Origin of the sequence: Enterobacter sp. BNK-18 (assembly GCF_047456135.1) — a bacterium.
GTDB lineage: Bacteria > Pseudomonadota > Gammaproteobacteria > Enterobacterales > Enterobacteriaceae > Enterobacter > Enterobacter ludwigii.
This window is the reverse complement of sequence record NZ_CP179899.1, coordinates 178,340-197,430: the sequence shown is the minus strand read 5'-3', so window position 1 is coordinate 197,430 and position 19,091 is coordinate 178,340. Positions and strand designations below refer to the sequence as shown.

The window sequence follows — 19,091 nt, the reverse complement described above, 5'->3', positions numbered from 1 at the left end:
ATGTTGTATCCATCCCGACATGATGTTCGGTGAGTAAGAAATCACTCAGAAGGGGATGCGCTATGGACGAGTACTCGCCAAAAAGGCATGATATCGCGCAGTTGAAATTTCTCTGCGAATCCTTGTACCATGACTGCCTTGCCAATCTTGATGAAAGTAACCATGGCTGGGTAAACGACCCAACGTCTGCCATCAATTTACAGTTAAACGAGTTGATCGAGCATATTGCAACCTTCGCACTTAATTATAAAATTAAGTACAATGAAGATAATAAGCTGATTGAGCAAATTGATGAATACCTGGATGACACCTTTATGTTGTTCAGCAGCTACGGCATTAATGCGCAAGATTTGCAGAAATGGCGTAAATCGGGCAACCGACTATTTCGTTGCTTCATCAACGTGAGCAGAGCTAACCCCGTTAGTCTTTCCTGTTAAAATTATTACAATTAGTAAGGTAAATTTATGTCTGAAAAACCACTCACAAAAATCGATTATTTGATGCGTTTGCGACGCTGTCAGTCAATAGACACGCTTGAACGTGTAATTGAAAAGAATAAATACGAGCTTTCTGATAATGAACTGGCGGTATTTTATTCAGCGGCTGACCACCGTCTTGCAGAACTGACCATGAATAAGCTGTATGACAAAATCCCAACATCCGTGTGGAGATTTGTCCGTTAATCTTTGAAGTGTGTCTGTAGAGGTTCTACGCCACTTTCTCAGCTGTATTCAACTTTCTGGCTATACCCTCCTGCCCCAGTGCAGGTCTCCGTGTAAAACGTGCTCATCCGCAATATTATTGTGATTATAGTCACAGTGGTTTTCCGGGAACGTTCCCCTGTTATCCTGTTCCGATTACCCTACGGTAAAGACGACCAGTGAGGTTCCCAATGAGCATAGAAAAGCAGAAGATGATTGCAGGTGAACATTACCGCCCTGGTGATGAAACATTACGGGCCGACCGATTACGCGCCCGACACCTGGTTCACCGTTATAACCACACTGCACCTGATGAGAAACTCGAACGCCAGAACATTCTGGCGGAACTCCTCGGGCAAAGCGAAGGGGCCTATATTGAGCCGAGCTTCCGCTGTGACTACGGATATAACATTTATCTGGGCAAAGAATTTTACGCCAATTTCGATTGCGTGATGCTGGATGTCTGCCCGATACATATTGGCGACAACTGCATGCTCGCGCCAGGGGTGCATATTTACACGGCAACCCATCCGCTGGACGCCGACGCGCGTAATAGCGGCGTGGAGTTTGGCAAGCCGGTGACCATCGGCAACAACGTCTGGATTGGCGGACGTGCGGTTATTAACCCGGGCGTTACGCTGGGTGATAATGTGGTGGTGGCCTCCGGCGCTATCGTAACGAAAGACGTCCCGGCGAATGTCGTCGTCGGCGGCAATCCGGCAACAATCATTAAACGGCTGTAAAGTGACGGGGAGTCAACTGTTATGGTCTTTTAGCGCCTGACTGTTACTTTTTTCAGCCAAATGGCTCCCCTAAAATTGGCAGACATCCTGTATTGTCAATTCTCATAAAGGCAAAAAATGACCGAGATACAGCGCCTGCTTACTGCCACCATCGACGATCTTAATCACCGCGAAAAGCGCGACAATCGCCCGCGCTTTAGCATCAGCTTTATTCGCAAACACCCTGGACTGTTTGTCGCAATGTATGCCGCCTGGCTGGCGACACTGATTGTGATGCTGAAGTCCGAAACTCTGGTGGACTCCGTCTGGCTGCTTGTCATTCTGTTTGTGGTATTTAACGCCTTTTTCTTTTTTGACGTTAATCCCCGCTACCGCTACGAAGATATCGACGTCCTTGATTTCCGGGTTTGCTATAACGGTGAATGGTATAACACGCGTTACGTGCCGCCGGAGCTGATCGAAAGCATCATGCACTCCCCCGCGGTTGAAACAGTGCAAAAAGAGAAGCTGCAGAAGATGGTATCCACCAAAGGTCAGCTCTCTTTTTATGATGTCTTTACCCTTTCCCGTCCTGCTGCTGTGTGATTACAGCCTGTATGCGTCGGATACCCGACACAAACTGAGAAGCAGAGGTATTGCCGTAACCTAACACCAGACCGGTTTGCCCCTGCTTCGGCTCCAGGTAATACCCGCTCAGTGCAGCGGGTGCCAGCTGAAACGCCCTCGCCTGCTCAACCACTTTTTGGTCGTCGATGCCGTCTATTGCCAGCGTCAGATGCATCCCCCCTTCACCCGCCAGAATGCGATGCGGAATATGAAGCTCAGCACTCAGCACCTCACGCAGCTGCCGGTAGCGCTTACGGTAGAGCCGGCGCATGGCGGCAAGGTGGCGGGCATAATGTCCTTCCTCAATAAACAGCGCCAGGGTTCGCTGTTCGGCGCGATGCCCGCCACGCAGCAGCGCGCCAATGGCCGGACGGGCCGCTTTTGCCAGCGCCGGGGGTAACACCATGAACCCCATTCTCAGCGACGGAAAGAGGGTTTTGCTGAAGGTACCGAGATAGACAACCGGCGCATTGTTGACCATTCCCAGCATTGCAGGCACGGGCTCACCGGAATAACGAAACTCGCTGTCGTAATCATCTTCAATAATCCAGGCGTTATGCTGCCGGGCCAGATCCAGCAGCGCCAGGCGTCGCCGCGCACTGAGCACGCTTCCGTACGGAAACTGGTGCGAAGGTGAGGTGAAAATAAGCGCAGGGGACGGCGTATCCAGCCCTTCCCAGAACATGCCTTCGTCATCAACCGGCATCCCCGTCATGACTAAGCCCGCTTTGGCAAAGGCGCTTTTAGCCCCACCATAGCCAGGATCTTCCACCCACGCGACGCTGCCGGGTTCGCTCAGCAGCATCGTGCAAAGGTTTACCCCCTCAAGCGCACCTTCGGTCATTACTATCTGACTGGCATCGCAGTCAATGCCGCGCGAAAGGGCAAGGTGGCGAGCAATGGCCGCCCGCAGCGACGGCTCTCCGGCAGGATCGCCATACCCTAACAGCGCGCTGCCCTCTTCGCGCAGAACCCGGTCGTACAAGCGCCGCCACAGCGGCAGGGGAAAGTAGTTGATGGCCGGTGTTCCCGGCGTAAATGCCGGAACCGGGGTATCACGCGGCACCGGCGCAGGCAGCGAGGCGACCCGGCTGCCGAGCGCGACGGCAGAGTCCGGCAATGCCTGAACGAGCGTACGCTGCGCCAGCTGCGCCACCCGCGTCCCCTGGCGGTTACGCAGCAGATACCCTTCGAGCGTCAGCTGTTCCAGCGCCGCATTGACGGTATTCCGTGAAAGCGAGAGCTGCTGAGCCAGCATTCGCGAACCGGGAAGCCGGCTCCCGGCGTGTAGCCGGCCGCACAGTATCGCCTCACGCAATGCATGATACAGCGCGCGCTGTAGCGTCTCTTCCCCCCGCGCTTTCAACGCGGCATTCAGCAAAGTATAAAATTCATCGCCCGGTATGTTCATCTCGCCTCCCGTGGTACCACCAAAACATAGCTGAGTGGCACTTTTTAAGGAACCAGTAATTCACTAGTCTGGCGTTCTTATCAACGTCACGGACAGTAAAATGAAAACATTCAATGAGTTTGGACAGCCTGTAGGCGAGGCGCTTATCGACTGGCAACCCCGCCAGCACCCTTCACGTGTGGTGCTTCAGGGCCACTATTGTCGCCTTGAGCCGCTGCGGGTGGAGCACGCTGAGGCGTTGTTCAGCGCGTATTCTCTGGCCGAAGATACCCGCAGCTGGACGTGGCTGCTGCGTGAGCCGGATGCCAGCGCAGAGGCGTTTGCAAGGTGGGTAGAGAGCGTGCGTGACTTATCCGATCCGATTCACTTTAGCGTTATCGACAACCAGACCCAGTCTCCGGTCGGCACGCTGGCTCTGATGCGGATCGATCCAACCAACGGCGTTGTGGAGGTGGGACATGTTCATTTCTCCCCGCTGCTCAGCCGCACGCCGATGTCGACGGAAGCGCAATATCTGCTGATGCGATACGTGTTCGACACCCTTGGGTATCGTCGATACGAGTGGAAGTGCAACAGCCTGAATGCGCCTTCGCGCAAGGTGGCACTGCGTCTTGGCTTTCAGTTTGAGGGGCGTTTTCGTCAGGCACTGGTCACGAAAGGTCATAACCGGGATACCGACTGGTTTTCGATTCTCGACAAAGAGTGGCCGGCGCTGGCGAGTGCCTTTGAAGGCTGGCTTGCCACCGACAATTTTACTGCCGATGGCAACCAAAAAAGATCCCTGGAAAGCTGGCGCGAAGCACGCGTCTAGCGTCTTTTCTTACGTCCCTGAACCGCCTTAAAGCGCGGATTGGATTTGCAAATCACGTATAAGCGTCCCTTGCGTTTGACTATCTGGCAATCCGGGTGACGCTGTTTTGCACTGCGCAATGAGTTAAGTACCTGCATGGTTATCCCCGCTTCGCATTAAGAAAGCCGCCGAAACGCTTACGGAAGCGCGCCGCACTGCCATCCGTCGAGAACGTTTTCTGCTTGCCGGTGTAGAACGGGTGCGATTTTGAAGAGACCTCGATGGTGATATACGGATACGTTTCACCGTCGAGTTCAATTTCGCGGTCGGTCTTAATGGTTGAGCCGACTTTAAAGTATTCATTAGCACTGGTGTCGTGGAACACCACGGTGCGATAGGCTGGGTGGATATCTGGTTTCATCGTAAACTCTTTATGTTTTGTTATAACATAACAAAATGATATCTAACCCCTGCTGAAAAAACAACCCCTCTGCCCCGACGATATTTTCTGTTGTGCCGTAAATCATGACCTGCGCGTGCTATAACTTTATCATTTAGCGGTAAAATCTTTCTCCTCTGGCAGGTTTTTCAGCGCCCAGGAGCGGGCATAAGAGGAAGGAGACAGCACCATGAAAACCCGACATCTGGTCAGTCTGGTGACCGGCGTACTTATCATTGCGGTACTGGTTCCGATTAGCCTGAGCATCTGGCTGGCACATCGCCAGGCGGAAGATAAGTTTGTCGATGCGCTGGATAGCTATGCCTCACGCGTGCTGATACGTACCGCCAGGGTAGTGGATGATGCAAAGGAAGCGCTCAATAGCCTGCAGACCTTTAAAGGGATCCCCTGTAGCGTTATGCATTTAAGGGAGATGCGGCGGGTCGCTTTTTCATGGCGTTATGTTCAGGAAGTTATTTATATCAACAATCTTGAACCCCTTTGCTCGTCCCTGGAACAAACCAGTCAGTCGGCCCCTTTCCCGCCGCCCATGCGAATCACGGAAGATGGTTATGGCACATGGCTCACCACGCAAAACGATCTCGGTTTTAGCCGCTACATGGCGGTCCTGGGTCGGGGCCACTATCTGGTGCTGGTGGATCCTGCCTCGCTTGTCGATGTGATCCCTTTCGGTGAGATCGCCACAGATGCCGCCCTGGTGGGCAGCAAATCACATCTCATTTTTGCCAGCAGCAGCAAGCTCGATCCGCATATCCGCAATCTGGTTAAGGATCAGGGCGTCACCCGCATTCAGTACAACGGCTCGATATACATTATGAAGCCTGTTCCTGAACTGGGGTTTACGGTGGTCGCCTGGGCGGCGTTAAAACCGCTGGCTGAAACCTGGCACAAGCAACTTCTCATCTGGCTGCCGTTCGGCATACTGATAAGTCTGCTTGCCGCACTCTTTGTTTTACGACTGCTGCGTCGCATCCAGTCGCCACGCAACCGCCTGCTTGACGCCATCAATAACCGGGAATTTGTGGTTCATTACCAGCCCATTATTGAACTCTCTAGCGGGAAGATTGTGGGCGCAGAGGCGCTAACCCGCTGGCCCCAGCCTGACGGGAGCAGCCTTTCACCGGATATTTTTGTGCCGCTTGCTGAGCAAACGGGGCTCATCTCGCAGCTGACGCATTTGGTCATTGAAAAGGTGTTTGAGGATATGGGCTACTGGCTGCACCTTCACGACGGTCAGCATATTTCCATTAACCTCGCGCCGGCCGATTTGACCTCGGGAAAACTCCCGCCACTGTTGAGTCACTTAATGAATAAGTGGAAAGTCCATCCGCAACAGATCGCCCTTGAGTTAACCGAGCGCGGCTTTGCCGATCCTAAAATCAGCGCGCCGGCCATCGCCGCCTTTCGTCATTCAGGCCACGCAATCTATATTGATGATTTCGGTACGGGCTATTCCAGCCTGAGCTACCTGCAGGATTTGGATGTCGACACGCTAAAAATTGATAAAGCGTTTGTGGATGCACTGGAATATAAAAACGTGACGCCACACATTATTGAAATGGCAAAATCGCTGAAGCTGGCGATGGTGGCGGAAGGCGTGGAGACCGAAGGGCAACTCGCCTGGCTACGTCGTCACGGCGTGCAGTATGGGCAGGGTTGGTACTACAGCAAGGCGTTGCCGAAAGCGGACTTTATTCTTTGGGCGGAAGATAACCTCAAAACACATCCTACTTAAGATAGGATTTGATCACCTGTAACACGACGCCAAGATCGGCTTCGCGCTGAGCTTCTTCAGGCTCTTTCACCACATGATCGGTGAGATGACCTTCGATCACCTGCATCATCATGCCGTTTACCGCGCCGCGGATCGCCGCCAGCTGTTGTAACACGTCGGCGCATTCGTGGTCGCTATTGAGCATTTTTTCCAGGGCAGCGCTTTGCCCCTGAATTTTCTTCAGGCGAGTCAATAACATCTTCTTGTCGCGAACCGTATGTGACATCTCTGTCTCCCTCATCGTATGGCTTTTAAAGCATATCATGCTCTACTCCCCCTGAGTATTTTTCTACTGGGGGGTAGTATTAGACTACTGGGGGGGAGTAGTATCTGAACACGCTTTCCACTCCGGAATTTTCCATGAACGATTTTGCTTCACTCCTGCAGCAGGGCAATGCCTGGCTGTTTGTACCCAGCGCTATCCTCCTCGGCGCGCTGCATGGCCTGGAGCCGGGCCACTCCAAAACGATGATGGCCGCGTTTATTGTGGCTATTCGCGGTACGCTGAAACAGGCGGTGTTGCTTGGTCTGGCGGCAACGCTTTCCCATACGGCGGTGGTCTGGATCATTGCCATGGCAGGATTATGGTTTGGCCGGGGCTGGGATGCGCATACGTCTGAGCCCTGGTTCCAGCTGGTCTCGGGGATACTGATCGTGCTGATCGCCCTGTGGATGGCCTGGCGAACCTGGAAGGAGAGTCGGCCACACGATCACTACCATCATCACGATCACCATGACCATGACCACCATCATGATCATCACGACCATGACCATGACCATGACCATCATCATGATCATCACGACCATGGGCATCCACTGGTTGAAGAAGAGTGGCAGGACGCCCACCAGCGCGCGCATGCACAGGATATTAACCGCCGCTTCAACGGCCAGAACGTTACCACCGGACAAATTGCACTGTTTGGCCTGACCGGAGGGCTTATCCCCTGCCCGGCCTCAATCACGGTCCTGCTCATCTGCCTGCAGCTGAAGCATTTTGCCCTCGGCGCAACGCTGGTATTCAGCTTCAGTATTGGTCTGGCGTTAACGCTGGTCGCTTCCGGTGCAATTGCCGCCCTGAGCCTTAAGCATGCGACAAAACGCTGGCCGGGTTTCAGCGAGTTTTCACGAAAAGCACCGTGGATCTCCGCTGCCCTGATTACTGTGGTTGGGATTTACATGAGCCTGCACGGCCTGAGCGGTATCCTGGCGTAAGCGAGGCGGCCACTGCTGTGGCCGCCTCTTTGCTCAGTCAGGGTTCTGCTGCCAGCTGAAGGTATAGCGAAGCTGGCGTTTCTGCAGAATAAATTCCGGCGAGACGCTGGGGCTCCACGAGTCATCACCGCCCACGCCCATATGGAACGCGTCCAGGTTAAGCCAACACCCCGGCTCCTCGCGCAACAGATGATGGTGAGTTGTCTCATGCAACTGCTGCTGGCTGTAGCGGCTGACGGAGAAATGGAACAGGCCATTCAGCCGATGCGCGCCCAGCAGCAGTTCACGGGTATCACAGCGCAGACCATTTTCTGTCGGGAAGATGTAAGGCGTGTGCATGGCTTCCAGCGGTAATGTCCAGCGCCCCTGCTGAGCCGCCAGCGTTCTGTCCGGGTAATTTTCATGTGGCCCAAGCCCCAGCCATTGAACCGTTTCCGGCGTTGCGGCAAGGTGAACACTCAGGCCTACGCGTGCCGGTTCCGGGATATCAGACGCAATATCGACCTGAACATCGCCATGCAGAACGCCCCGATCGTCCACCCGCCAGACTTTACGGCTCAGGAAGAGCGCTTTACCGCGATACTCCCAGACATGCAGGGTTTTCACCACCGCCTCGGCTGCATGCTGCTCTCCTTCACAGTGCAGTAATCGCGGGGTGAGCTCGTACATGCCTGCCGCTTTCCAGCGCTCCACCCACGCATTCGGATCGATTCGCGTGGCCTCGCTCACGCCAATATCATTGTCCAGCGGTGCGCGGCTAACGTTATCCGTCAGCGGTGAGAGCAGCGTTTCAACGCCGTTGCGCCACCATTGCGTCAGGTGTCCTGACGCGCGGTTGAACTGCCAGCGTTGCTGCTGATGCACCAGCTCAAGCACGTCGCCAGTTTGCGTTAACACCGGCGGTACACCTTCTGGCGCTGGCGGGGCGATATACAGGGGAGTCGGAACCGGCCACTGCTCCCACGCGCAGCGATGGTTTGCCGGTGACCACGGCGTCGCCCGCGGCTGGTGCACTTCAACGTTCAGCCAGACGTCACCCGCTTCAGGCGCCAGCGCTGGCAGGTCGATGTCCAGACGCTGTGTGCCCTGGGGAGCAATGGAGAGCGTCACGTCCCCTCTGGCCAGCACGTTGCCATCGCGGACAAGGGTCCAGCGCAGCACCTCGTTATCGGTATGACGGAACAGGTAATCGCTGTGGACTTCAAGCACCAGCGGAGACGTACTTACCCGCGTAAAGGTGAAAAACTGCTGAGCGCGCTGGGCTTCATACAGCGCCGGATGCGGTGTGCGATCGGGAAAAACCAGCCCGTTAAGGCAGAACTGGCGGTCATTGGGCGTGTCGCCAAAGTCTCCCCCGTAGGCCCAGAACGGTGTGCCATTGTCGTCTTTTCTGGTCAGCGCCTGGTCAACCCAGTCCCAGACAAATCCCCCCTGCAGGCGAGGATGGCGGCGAAACGCCTGCCAGTATTTGGCAAAACCACCGAAGCTGTTCCCCATCGCGTGGGCGTATTCACAGAGAATAAGCGGACGCGTTTCATCCGGCATGCCGATCCATTTTTTAACAGACCATTTCGGTACCGCCGGGAAGGGCTGATCCTGATCGACCCGGGCATACATCGGGCACACGATATCGGTCGCTGCCGTATTCGCCCCACCGCCTTCGTACTGCACCGGACGCGTCGGATCGGTAGTTTTCAGCCAGCGATACAGTGCGTCATGGTTCGCGCCATGGCCGGACTCATTCCCCAGCGACCAGATGATAATCGAAGGATGATTGCGGTCGCGCTGCACCATGCGGGTGACGCGTTCGCTCATGGCAGGGAGCCAGCGCGGATCGTCAGCAAGGCGACTCATCGGCACCATGCCGTGGGTTTCAATATTGGCTTCGTCGACGACATACAAACCATAGCGGTCGCAAAGCGTGTACCACAGCGGATGGTTCGGATAGTGCGAGCAGCGCACGGCGTTGAAGTTGTGCTGCTTCATGAGTTCGATATCGCGGCGCATCGTCGCTTCATCCATCACCTGGCCGTTTTCCGGGTGATGTTCATGGCGGTTAACGCCGCGGATCAGCAGGGGTTTACCGTTGAGCTTCAGCAGGCCATTGCTGATCTCTATGCGGCGGAACCCCACATCGCAGGCCTCCGTTTCCAGCACCTCACCCTGCGCGTTCAGAAGGGTCATCGTCAGGCGATAAAGTTCCGGCGTTTCCGCACTCCACAAGGCGGGCGCTTCAACGGGGAGCGCCACCGTTAGCCGCTCGGCCCAGCCGCCGCGCTCATCGACAACGGCAGTGCCCGGCCGCCCGGTGGCACTGGCGCATTTTTCGCCGTTGCGCCACAGGGTAAACGCCACCTCACACTCCGCAAACTGTGCGCCTGCGAGCGCGAGATCCACCTTCAGCACCGCGCGATCCCGCTCCGCATTCAGGTCAGTCACAACCTGATAATCGGCAATGTGCGTCTCTGGCTTATGCAGTAGCGACACATCGCGGAAAATCCCGCTCATGCGCCACATGTCCTGATCTTCCAGATAGCTCCCGTCGCACCAGCGCAACACCATGACCGCAATGCGGTTCTGGCCAGGACGCAGCACCGTAGAAAGATCGAATTCGGCGGGCAGTCGGCTGTCCTGTGAATAACCGATCCACTGACCGTTACACCACAGATGAAACGCCGAGTTCACGCCATCGAAGATAATGCGGGTTTGGCCGCTCTGCAGCCAGGCATCATCCATCTCAAATGTGAGCGAGTAACAACCGGTTGGGTTTTCTTGCGGCACAAACGGTGGGTTTACAGGGATCGGATAGGTCACGTTGGTGTAGATGGGCGTGTCGAACCCCTGCATCTGCCAGTTAGAGGGCACGGGCATCAGCACGGCATCGGCGCAATCTTCACTAACCCATACCGAAGGAACCTGCTCTGGTGCAGGAAAGAAGCTAAAACGCCACTCCCCGTTAAGGAGGCGTCGGCTGACGGTTCCCCCGTCTTCTCTGGCGGAGTGTTCATCACGCCAGCTGTGCAAGGGTGCATGTGCTGCCAGGCGGTTCCACTGGGTGACTCCGGGATTTTCCCAGTCCCGACGAGCCAGAAGTGCGCTGAGGGTCAGCGATGGAGTGTTGGACATATTAACCTCTTTGCGAAGCGCTCACAATTTTAGCTAACATGCCCTGGCTACCGGGTGCGGTAAAGCATCGGATCGCGGGGTAGCGAGTCAGATCACAAAAGTCTTACCGGCGGGCAAGTTGCTCAGCCGCTAGCGCCAGGCTCCTGAGCTGCTGTGCCAGACCCTCGCGTTCGATCTGCTGCGGATCGTGGCGAGCGGTAGAATGGCGGGTCACCAGCGTCACCGGAAGCTGAACCTGCCAGCATGCGTCACCCTCAACTGGCGCCAGCAGCCACTCCACGCTTCGCTCGCCGGCCTCGCGAAAAGCCTGGCGAATGGTGGTCAGTGGGGGAGAAAACCAGGCGCTGTCTGCCGTATCGTCGAACCCGACAACCGACATCTGGCCCGGGATCGCGGTCCCTTTTTCCGCACAGGCACGCATCACCCCCAGCGCCATTTGGTCGTTCGCGACCACTATCGCATCCGGGAGTTGCGCGGCAGATAACAGCAAATGTCCTTTCTCATAGCCGCTTGCCGCACTCCAGTCGCCGTGCGCCACCGCGACAGCCTCAAGCCCGGCCTGTGCCAGCGTGGTGTTCCAGCCTGCGAGACGTGCCCGGGCAGAGACAGAGCTCTCCGGTCCGCTCAGCAGCGCTATACGCTCATGCCCCAGCGAAAGCAGATGCTCAATCCCGAGACGAGCACCCTGCTCTGCATTAAACACAAGACTGTTTACCTGAGCCGAGGGCGAGACATCCAGAAACAGCACCGGAATGGGCGATGCGAGGGCTTTTAGCGCTTCAGCATGAGGATCCTCCAGCGGCACATTCACCAGCAGAGCTTCCACACGCTGCGCCAGCAGCGCCTGAAGGGCAGACTGGCACTGCTGTGGATGTTCCACCATTGAGATAAGCACGCTCGCCCCCTGTTCAACCGCCCGGGATTTTACCGCCGAAACAATTTGCGAAGGGGCGTGCAGCGCCAGATCGGTAGTAATAAGACCAAGCGTACGGGTACGTTTACCCGCCAGCTGTTGTGCCCTGAGATTGGGGACGTAGTGCAGTTCCGCCATCGCCTGCTGCACCTTTTCCCGCGTGCGGGCAGAGACATGCTCCGCGTCGTTAATCACACGGGAAACGGTCTGATAAGAAACCCCCGCAAGGAGGGCAACATCATAAAGAGTGATTGCTTTCATGCATTCTGGCATCGCGTCATTCGAAGGCCACTATTCTGACACAGCGTCGCCATGAAAACATGTGAGCGCTTCGCAGAATTAAACAACCCGCTCCGGCTGGGGGGCCTTCTCAACGCGCGGCTTATAACGGAACAGAGGCAAGCAGATCTGGATAAGCGGGCCAATGGTCAGAGCATACGCGACGGTGCCTATCCCGAACGTTCCGCCCAGCATGCACCCAATCAGCAGCACGGACACTTCAATCGAAGTACGTACGCTGCGGATGGACCATCCCATACGGGCATGGATCCCGGTCATGAGACCGTCGCGCGGGCCCGCCCCGAAACCGGCACCGATATACATACCGGTGGCTATCGCGTTCACGACAATTCCGGCCACCAGCAGCGCGATACGCAGGGGCAGCGAGGTCACCTCGGGGATCAGGGCCATGGAGGCATCTGCCGCCAGGCCAATAATAATCACGTTACTGAGGGTTCCCAGACCAGGCATCTGACGCAGTGGGATCCACAGCAGCAGTACCGCCGCACCGGTTAAAATAATCACCATCCCAATGCTCAACCCCAGCTGGATTGCCACGCCCAGGTGGAAGACGTCCCACGGGTCGAGCCCCAGATCCGAACGAATAAACATCGTGGTTGAAAGCCCATACAGCCCTAAACCGACATACAGTTGTAGCAGACGACGTACCATTTTTTATCTTCTCCAGTGAACCAGGCTTTCATCTTGAGCGAAAATGGCATTATGATTAATGTCCAGTTTTCAAATAGTGGACTGCACATGTCATCTCGCCGCTTCGGAAGCCAGTCATTGGTACGCCTGTTAGGCCACTGGCAACAAACCTCGACCCGGACACCGCTCTGGCGTCAGCTGGCGGATGCGTTACGCCTGTTAATTCTTGATGGCCGACTGGCGCTTAACACCCGTCTACCCGGCGAGCGGGAGCTGGCCACTGCGCTGGATGTGAGCCGGACCACCATCAGCAGCGCACTCGCCCATCTGCGTGAGGAAGGTTATCTTGAAAGCCGCCACGGCAGCGGTTCACGCGTGATCCTGCCCGACACACGCGCCGTGCCAACCCTTTCAGCAGCCAGTGCCGCGCTGGATCTCTCCACCGCGGCGCTCAATGCCGGGCCTGAGATCCACCAGGCCTATACCCATGCGCTCACGGCCATTACGCAACATCTCTCGCTTACGGGTTACGATCAGCTTGGGTTGCCGGCGCTGCGGGAAGCCATCGCCGCACGCTATACCGCGCGGGGGCTTCCGACCCGGAAAGACGAGGTGATGGTGGTCAATGGCGCGGTCAGCGGTTTTGCGCTGGTCCTGCGGATGATGACCGGTCCGGGGGATCGCGTCGTGGTCGATCATCCCACTTACCCGCTGGCGATCGCCGCTATTCAGGGAGCGCAGTGCCGTCCAGTGGGCGTGTCGCTGCCGGAAACGGGCTGGGATACCCATGGGTTTGCCGCAACGCTTGCCCAGACAGCGCCGCGCCTGGCGTACCTGATGCCCGATTTTCATAACCCGACCGGGCGATGCATGGATATTCCCACCCGTCAGGCAATCACCGAGATTGCCGCGCAAACCCGCACGACGCTGGTAGTAGATGAAACGATGGTGGATCTGTGGTTTGACTCGCCCCCGCCGCCGCCGCTGGCGTCATTTAACCCGCAGGCCACCGTGATAACGTTAGGCTCTGCCGGAAAAAGTTTCTGGGGCGGCCTTCGTCTTGGCTGGATCCGTGCCTCCTCGCGCACCATCGCTACGCTTGCCCAGACGCGGGATACACTGGATTTAGGATCGCCCATGCTCGAACAGCTGGCGACGCTGTGGCTTATCAATAACAGCGAAACGTTTTTGCCTGCTCGCCGGAAGATGCTGGCGGAACGACGAGACCAATGCGGCGCGCTGTTGCGCGAGCACTTCCCTGAATGGACATTCCATGAAGCGGAAGGCGGGCTTTCCTACTGGATTGAACTGCCGGGGATGCTGGCAACACAGCTTGCTGCACGCGCAGAGATACTGGGAATCAACCTGGGGACCGGCACGCGGTTTGGTTTATCGGGTGCGTTTGATCGGTATTTACGTATGCCCTTTTCACTCGATCCGGCTGAGCTTGAACAGGCGTTACTGAGAATTAAACCCTTGTGGCTCGCCCTGAATAAAAACGTGCCATCAATAAAAAGAAGTCTGGTTTGATATAAAAAATTTGAAGTGGATCATAAAATAAAAACTGCTGACTGTCACAGATACAGTCAGCAGTTTTCACCATTCAGGATTTAGTGCTGAGGAGGAATAGGAAAACCTTTCAGTGAAATAACGAAATTTTCACCGTCTTTCTTTATTTTTGCGCCGGTATCACACCAGTCAGACGCAATACGAAAGAACTCATCACTTCCTACATTCCAGCCAAGACGTACATGCTTCACGTAGCCTGAACGCAACAGATCGCAGGCCTCGTTGTAGTCACTGGCAATTGACAGTTGTTGTTTCATTTTCTCTTCTTAAGAATTTTACGTAGAGCCTTGATTTCTTTAGGAGTAAATGGAGAAACACTCTCTTCTTCCGTATGCTGGTTATCAATATCCTCTTCCGATACTCCCGCCTCTTCTACCGCTTCGAATGCCAGCAGCAGCAGTTTCTCTGTCGTCACGCTTAAATTCTCGTTATTAACTTCTGCATAGTGGCGAAGTCTTTCTTTTAGCGCTTGATCAATCTTAACGTTTAACACCGCAGTAGCCATGTTTGTCACTTCCCTTCGGAATAAGTACTTTATTTAATACACGAACTTACCAATGTTATCCAGATATATATTTTTAAGTTATGACAGAAAAAAGACATCCGATATTAAAATGACAGTCTATTATTACAGGTTTATGACAGTAATATTTCAATGCAATGAAATATATATTACATGCAGTCAGTAAAGTCCTAATAACGTTGTGGATTAAAGGCTATTCGAAGCGAAGAGAAACAGGAAGAGTGTTGATGAGAGCAGAAATGGGTGGGGGCCCTGCCAGCTACATCCCGGCACACACGTCGTCTGCCCTGGCTGCTTCCTTCCGGACCTGACCTGGTGAACAGAGTAGCGTTGCGGGAGAACCAACAGAGCCCCCATTGAGAGCGTTGATAACCAACGCGCTGGCGCATTATCCCTGTGCTTACCGCCAATTGCAAGCGACCCGCAACTGGATGCTGGTTTCTTGCGCAAACTGGCGCAGCAATTGGGTTTATCTTCGTTTAACATGACTGTCCAGACATTCCCCACAGGTAGACGTATGGACGAACATGACTCCTTTCCACAACGCGTATGGCAAATTGTGGCCTCTGTGCCGGAAGGTTATGTCACCACCTATGGCGACGTAGCGCGTCTGGCCGGTTCCCCGCGTGCGGCGCGGCAGGTCGGTGGCGTACTGAAAAGGTTGCCCGAAGGAAGCATCCTGCCCTGGCATCGGGTGGTAAATCGTCATGGGGCGATCTCGTTGACCGGGCCGGATCTGCAGCGCCAGCGTCAGGCGTTACTGTCAGAAGGGGTGCAGGTGTCGGGGTCAGGACAGATTGATTTGCAAAAGTACCGCTGGGTGTATTAAACCCTCTCCCGAAGGAGAGGGTTTGAAGCGTTACATCTGGGTCGGAGGGGTTGGCAGAGACGGTTGGTTAGTCTGTGGCGCAACCGGCACTTCGGTTTGCTGTACCGGAACCAGGTTCAGGTCAACTTTTGTCCCGCCGTGGTTAATCGCTTCCTGCACCGTATCGGTGATAAACACCAGTTTATCGTTGATCGTTACTGCTGCGCTCAGGAGGATACGGGCATTAGGCTGCACGTCTGATGGGTTATACGGCAACACGAAGCTAAACGGTGCCTGCTTACCTTCCGTACGCACGGCACGCTGGGCCAATACTTTAGACGGCGCGTCTGCCAGGGAAGCATCAGACAGGGTTACCGTTAATACCGCATCTGGCGGTAACGCGACTTTCTGTTTAATCCAGATAGTCCCGGAAACGTTAGGCTGCTGAATGGACTGCTGTGAGAGTGTATTAATCCCGTTTGGATCTGCTGCTGGCACCGGCACCTGGGCGCTCTTTCCTGCACAGGCGGACAACGCCACCGCAATTGCTACACCACTTAGCATGGGCACGAGTTTCATTGAAGTCTCCTTATCATCAATGCACCAGCGGGATCGATCCCATCCGATGTCGTTTCAATCACATAACACAGGTAAGTTTGGCACAGATCACTGATTTATGCCTAAAATCGTCCAGATATTCAGATTATTCTACCCATCGGACCACTTTCATTTCTGCGTTATACTCTGCCTATCTTTCGCTACGGCGTTTATTGAGGACAACTATGAGTCAGGCACTGAACAATCTGCTGACATTACTGAATCTGGAAAAAATTGAGGAAGGACTCTTTCGCGGACAGAGCGAAGATCTCGGCTTACGCCAGGTCTTCGGCGGGCAAGTCGTAGGACAAGCGCTCTACGCAGCAAAGGAGACCGTCCCTGCAGACCGTCTGGTGCACTCATTTCACAGCTACTTCTTACGCCCTGGTGATAGCGCGAAACCCATCGTGTATGACGTTGAGGTATTGCGGGATGGCAACAGCTTTAGCGCGCGTCGTGTCGCGGCGGTTCAGAATGGCAAGCCTATCTTTTACATGACCGCCTCGTTCCAGGCGCCGGAACCGGGTTATGAGCATCAGAAAACGATGCCACCCGCGCCGTCGCCAGACGATCTCAAATCCGAGACCGATATCGCTCGTGCGCTGGCGCATCTGCTTCCACCGCAGGTAAAGGAGAAGTTTCTCTGCGATAAACCGCTTGAGATCCGCCCTGTCGAATTCCATAACCCGATGAAAGGCCACACGGCCGAGCCAAAGCGCCAGGTCTGGATCCGCGCTAACGGCACCGTGCCCGCGGATTTCCGCGTTCATCAGTATCTGCTGGGTTATGCCTCAGATTTCAACTTCCTGCCGGTGGCGCTGCAGCCGCACGGCGTGGGCTTCCTTGAAAAAGGGATGCAGGTGGCCACCATCGATCACTCCATGTGGTTCCATCGTCCGTTCGACATGAACGAGTGGCTGCTCTACAGCGTGGAAAGTACCTCGGCGTCAAGCGCGCGCGGCTTTGTGCGCGGTGAGTTTTACACTCAGGATGGCGTGCTGGTCGCGTCGACGGTGCAGGAAGGGGTAATGCGTAACCGCGGGTGATGCTGTACTGCGGCCCTCTCCCGACGGGAGAGGGAACAAAACGAAAACGGCAACCCTGGGTTGCCGTTTTGCTTATCAGGCGTTGTACGCATTCTCGCCGTGGCTGTTGACGTCCAGACCTTCGCGTTCCTGCTCTTCCGGAACACGCAGACCGACGGTCATATCCGCCAGCTTATAGCCGATGAAGGCCACAACGGCAGACCACACGACGGTGATGGCGATACTTTCCAGCTGCACCAGCACCTGGTGAACCATGGTGACGCCTTCTGCGTAACCCACGCCACCCAGCGATTTCGCCGCGAAGATACCGGTCATGATACAACCGACGATGCCGCAGACGCCGTGTACACCGAAGACATCGCACGGGTCATCGACGCGCAGAACACGTTTCAGCGCCGTCACACCCCACAGACCCGCCAGACCGGCCACCAGCCCGACAAGCAGCGCGCCGCCAACACCGACGTAGCCACAAGCTGGCGTGATACCAACCAGACCGGCAATTGCACCTGAACAGGCACCCAGCAGCGAAGGCTTACCGCGTACCGCCCACTCACCAAATACCCATGAGAGGATCGCACCCGCCGTTGCCACAACAGTGTTCACGAAGGCCAGCGCGGCGATTTCGTTTGCTGCGCTTGCTGAACCGGCGTTGAAGCCGAACCAGCCAAAGTAAAGGATCGCTGTACCGGTAAAGACCATCGGCAGGTTGTGCGGTTTGAAGGCTTCTTTACCGAAGCCCACGCGTTTGCCAATCAGGTATGCCCCTACCAGGCCCGCCACCGCGGCGTTGATGTGTACAACGGTACCGCCTGCGAAGTCCAGCGCGCCATGGCTCGCCAGCAGACCGCCACCCCAGACCATGTGCGCAATCGGCACATAGGAGAGCGTCAGCCAGACCACCACGAAGATCAGTACGGCGGAGAAGCGAATACGCTCAGCCAGCGCACCGACGATCAGCCCAACGGTGATACAGGCGAACGAGCCCTGGAAGGCAACGTGAATATATTGATAGAAACTGCCCATCAGCGCGGTCAGTTCGATGTTTTTCAGCATGACCCAGTCAAAGTTTCCGAAGAACGCATTGCCCGTGCCGAAGGCCAGAGAGTAACCGTAGACCACCCACAACACGCAAACCAGCGCGAACGTGACGGCAACCTGCGTCAGCATGGAGAGAACGTTTTTGCCACGGATCAGGCCGCCGTAGAACAGCGCAATGCCCGGAATGGACATGAACAGCACCAGCGCGGTGCTGATCATCATAAAGGCGTTATCGGCTTTGTCTGCCACCGCAGGGGCAGCCAGTGCCAGGCCCGGCAGCAGTGCCAGCGAACCCAGACCCGTTTTGATTGTTGCTATCTTCATTTTCTCGATCCCTATCACTGTGTGCCAGGAGTTACTTACAGTGCCGCTTCGTCAGATTCGCCGGTACGGATGCGAATGACGCGCTGCAATTCGGCAACGAAAATTTTGCCGTCGCCAATTTTGCCGGTGTAGGCCGCTTTGCTAATGACATCAATAACTTCATCAAGCTGGTCATCAGCAATCGCGACATCAATTTTTACTTTTGGCAGGAAGTTAACGCTGTATTCTGCCCCGCGGTAAAGCTCGGCATGACCCTTCTGACGACCAAAGCCTTTCACTTCGGTGACAGTCAGTCCCTGAATACCCATGGAAGACAATGCTTCACGCACGTCTTCGAGTTTGAATGGTTTGATTACAACCGTAACCAGCTTCATAGATCCCCTCCAGTCAGAATTCGGTAATGGCCGCCGCTAATACGCAGAAGACATTGCAAGGGGTGTGCCAGAAATGAAAACCTGAGGGAAACGCGCTGTAATGAGCATTACACGAGCATGTTTAACGAACCGGTGAAAAAAAACGC

22 protein-coding genes and 1 other RNA gene are annotated in these 19,091 nt (G+C 55.4%); 10 read left to right on the top strand and 13 right to left on the bottom strand.

The annotated features are described in order from the left end of the window. Positions 1-62: 62 nt before the first annotated feature. The 4 genes from tomB to ACMGG3_RS00945 all read left to right on the top strand — a co-directional run bounded on the left by tomB (position 63) and on the right by ACMGG3_RS00945 (position 2,029). Entirely contained in the window at positions 63-437 is a 375-nt protein-coding gene (tomB, locus tag ACMGG3_RS00960) for an Hha toxicity modulator TomB (protein WP_020885187.1), read from the top strand. A gap of 27 nt (positions 438-464) precedes the next feature. Then, positions 465-683 (top strand): HHA domain-containing protein, encoded by a 219-nt coding sequence (locus ACMGG3_RS00955; protein ID WP_014168902.1) that lies wholly within the window; start codon positions 465-467, stop codon positions 681-683. Between the two features lie 209 nt (positions 684-892). Continuing rightward, positions 893-1,444: a maltose O-acetyltransferase gene (maa, locus tag ACMGG3_RS00950; protein WP_020885188.1), complete on the top strand. Its 552-nt coding sequence runs from the start codon at positions 893-895 to the stop codon at positions 1,442-1,444. Positions 1,445-1,561: 117 nt separating this feature from the next. Then, on the top strand, positions 1,562-2,029 hold the full coding sequence (locus ACMGG3_RS00945; protein WP_020885189.1) for a YlaC family protein: 468 nt from the start codon (positions 1,562-1,564) through the stop codon (positions 2,027-2,029). On the opposite strand, the gene ACMGG3_RS00940 is transcribed toward ACMGG3_RS00945, so the two are convergent. Next, a complete protein-coding gene (locus ACMGG3_RS00940; RefSeq protein WP_333097414.1) occupies positions 2,001-3,461 on the bottom strand; it encodes a PLP-dependent aminotransferase family protein in 1,461 nt (486 codons plus the stop codon). The two genes, ACMGG3_RS00945 and ACMGG3_RS00940, sit on opposite strands and share 29 nt — an antisense overlap. 100 nt (positions 3,462-3,561) lie before the next feature. Between ACMGG3_RS00940 and ACMGG3_RS00935 the strand changes: the two genes are divergently transcribed. Next, positions 3,562-4,272 (top strand): GNAT family N-acetyltransferase, encoded by a 711-nt coding sequence (locus ACMGG3_RS00935; protein ID WP_414149503.1) that lies wholly within the window; start codon positions 3,562-3,564, stop codon positions 4,270-4,272. Here ACMGG3_RS00935 and ykgO read toward each other — a convergent pair. Beyond that, the gene (gene ykgO / locus ACMGG3_RS00930; RefSeq protein ID WP_003859006.1) at positions 4,269-4,409 is read right to left on the bottom strand and encodes a type B 50S ribosomal protein L36; all 141 of its coding nucleotides are present in this window, start codon (positions 4,407-4,409) and stop codon (positions 4,269-4,271) included. The genes ACMGG3_RS00935 and ykgO overlap by 4 nt on opposite strands. A 2-nt stretch (positions 4,410-4,411) precedes the next feature. Continuing rightward, a complete protein-coding gene (locus tag ACMGG3_RS00925; protein WP_010428154.1) occupies positions 4,412-4,672 on the bottom strand; it encodes a type B 50S ribosomal protein L31 in 261 nt (86 codons plus the stop codon). Between the two features lie 208 nt (positions 4,673-4,880). Here ACMGG3_RS00925 and ACMGG3_RS00920 point away from each other — a divergent pair, with 208 nt between their 5' ends. After that, entirely contained in the window at positions 4,881-6,446 is a 1,566-nt protein-coding gene (locus tag ACMGG3_RS00920; protein WP_221716608.1) for an EAL domain-containing protein, read from the top strand. Here the strand turns inward: ACMGG3_RS00920 and ACMGG3_RS00915 are convergent. After that, positions 6,439-6,711, bottom strand: coding sequence for a metal/formaldehyde-sensitive transcriptional repressor (locus tag ACMGG3_RS00915; protein ID WP_020885193.1), 273 nt, complete (start codon positions 6,709-6,711; stop codon positions 6,439-6,441). The genes ACMGG3_RS00920 and ACMGG3_RS00915 overlap by 8 nt on opposite strands. 134 nt (positions 6,712-6,845) lie before the next feature. On the opposite strand from ACMGG3_RS00915, the gene ACMGG3_RS00910 reads away from it, so the two are divergent. Next, on the top strand, positions 6,846-7,697 hold the full coding sequence (locus tag ACMGG3_RS00910; RefSeq protein ID WP_414149502.1) for a nickel/cobalt efflux protein RcnA: 852 nt from the start codon (positions 6,846-6,848) through the stop codon (positions 7,695-7,697). 33 nt (positions 7,698-7,730) lie between these two features. Here ACMGG3_RS00910 and ACMGG3_RS00905 read toward each other — a convergent pair whose 3' ends face one another. The 3 genes from ACMGG3_RS00905 to ACMGG3_RS00895 form a co-directional block, all read right to left on the bottom strand. After that, a complete protein-coding gene (locus ACMGG3_RS00905; RefSeq protein ID WP_414149501.1) occupies positions 7,731-10,823 on the bottom strand; it encodes a beta-galactosidase in 3,093 nt (1,030 codons plus the stop codon). 103 nt (positions 10,824-10,926) lie between these two features. After that, the gene (locus ACMGG3_RS00900) at positions 10,927-11,997 is read right to left on the bottom strand and encodes a LacI family DNA-binding transcriptional regulator (RefSeq protein ID WP_025204847.1); all 1,071 of its coding nucleotides are present in this window, start codon (positions 11,995-11,997) and stop codon (positions 10,927-10,929) included. Between the two features lie 78 nt (positions 11,998-12,075). Next, on the bottom strand, positions 12,076-12,687 hold the full coding sequence (locus tag ACMGG3_RS00895) for a YczE/YyaS/YitT family protein (RefSeq protein WP_014168890.1): 612 nt from the start codon (positions 12,685-12,687) through the stop codon (positions 12,076-12,078). 87 nt (positions 12,688-12,774) lie between these two features. On the opposite strand from ACMGG3_RS00895, the gene ACMGG3_RS00890 reads away from it, so the two are divergent. Then, positions 12,775-14,196 carry a PLP-dependent aminotransferase family protein gene (locus ACMGG3_RS00890; protein WP_414149500.1) on the top strand — a complete coding sequence of 474 codons (1,422 nt, stop codon included), beginning with the start codon at positions 12,775-12,777 and terminating at the stop codon, positions 14,194-14,196. Positions 14,197-14,276: 80 nt separating this feature from the next. Here ACMGG3_RS00890 and ACMGG3_RS00885 read toward each other — a convergent pair whose 3' ends face one another. From ACMGG3_RS00885 to ffs, 3 genes are all read right to left on the bottom strand, one after another. After that, on the bottom strand, positions 14,277-14,492 hold the full coding sequence (locus ACMGG3_RS00885) for a hypothetical protein (protein WP_333177962.1): 216 nt from the start codon (positions 14,490-14,492) through the stop codon (positions 14,277-14,279). Beyond that, complete coding sequence (locus ACMGG3_RS00880; protein WP_020885198.1) at positions 14,489-14,740, bottom strand: hypothetical protein; 252 nt, start codon at positions 14,738-14,740, stop codon at positions 14,489-14,491. The genes ACMGG3_RS00885 and ACMGG3_RS00880 overlap by 4 nt, the downstream gene beginning before the upstream one ends. Positions 14,741-15,008: 268 nt before the next feature. Next, positions 15,009-15,105: signal recognition particle sRNA small type (ffs, locus tag ACMGG3_RS00875), an RNA gene on the bottom strand. Between the two features lie 170 nt (positions 15,106-15,275). Here ffs and ACMGG3_RS00870 point away from each other — a divergent pair. Further along, a complete protein-coding gene (locus tag ACMGG3_RS00870; protein ID WP_414149499.1) occupies positions 15,276-15,587 on the top strand; it encodes an MGMT family protein in 312 nt (103 codons plus the stop codon). Between the two features lie 30 nt (positions 15,588-15,617). On the opposite strand, the gene ACMGG3_RS00865 is transcribed toward ACMGG3_RS00870, so the two are convergent. Continuing rightward, entirely contained in the window at positions 15,618-16,145 is a 528-nt protein-coding gene (locus ACMGG3_RS00865; protein ID WP_014168885.1) for a YbaY family lipoprotein, read from the bottom strand. Positions 16,146-16,348: 203 nt separating this feature from the next. On the opposite strand from ACMGG3_RS00865, the gene tesB reads away from it, so the two are divergent. After that, a complete protein-coding gene (tesB, locus tag ACMGG3_RS00860) occupies positions 16,349-17,209 on the top strand; it encodes an acyl-CoA thioesterase II (protein ID WP_020885200.1) in 861 nt (286 codons plus the stop codon). Between the two features lie 75 nt (positions 17,210-17,284). Here tesB and amtB read toward each other — a convergent pair whose 3' ends face one another. Both amtB and glnK read right to left on the bottom strand, forming a co-directional pair. Beyond that, positions 17,285-18,571, bottom strand: coding sequence for an ammonium transporter AmtB (amtB, locus tag ACMGG3_RS00855; protein ID WP_020885201.1), 1,287 nt, complete (start codon positions 18,569-18,571; stop codon positions 17,285-17,287). Positions 18,572-18,606: 35 nt separating this feature from the next. Further along, positions 18,607-18,945 carry a P-II family nitrogen regulator gene (gene glnK, locus ACMGG3_RS00850; protein ID WP_008503304.1) on the bottom strand — a complete coding sequence of 113 codons (339 nt, stop codon included), beginning with the start codon at positions 18,943-18,945 and terminating at the stop codon, positions 18,607-18,609. Positions 18,946-19,091 lie beyond the last annotated feature (146 nt).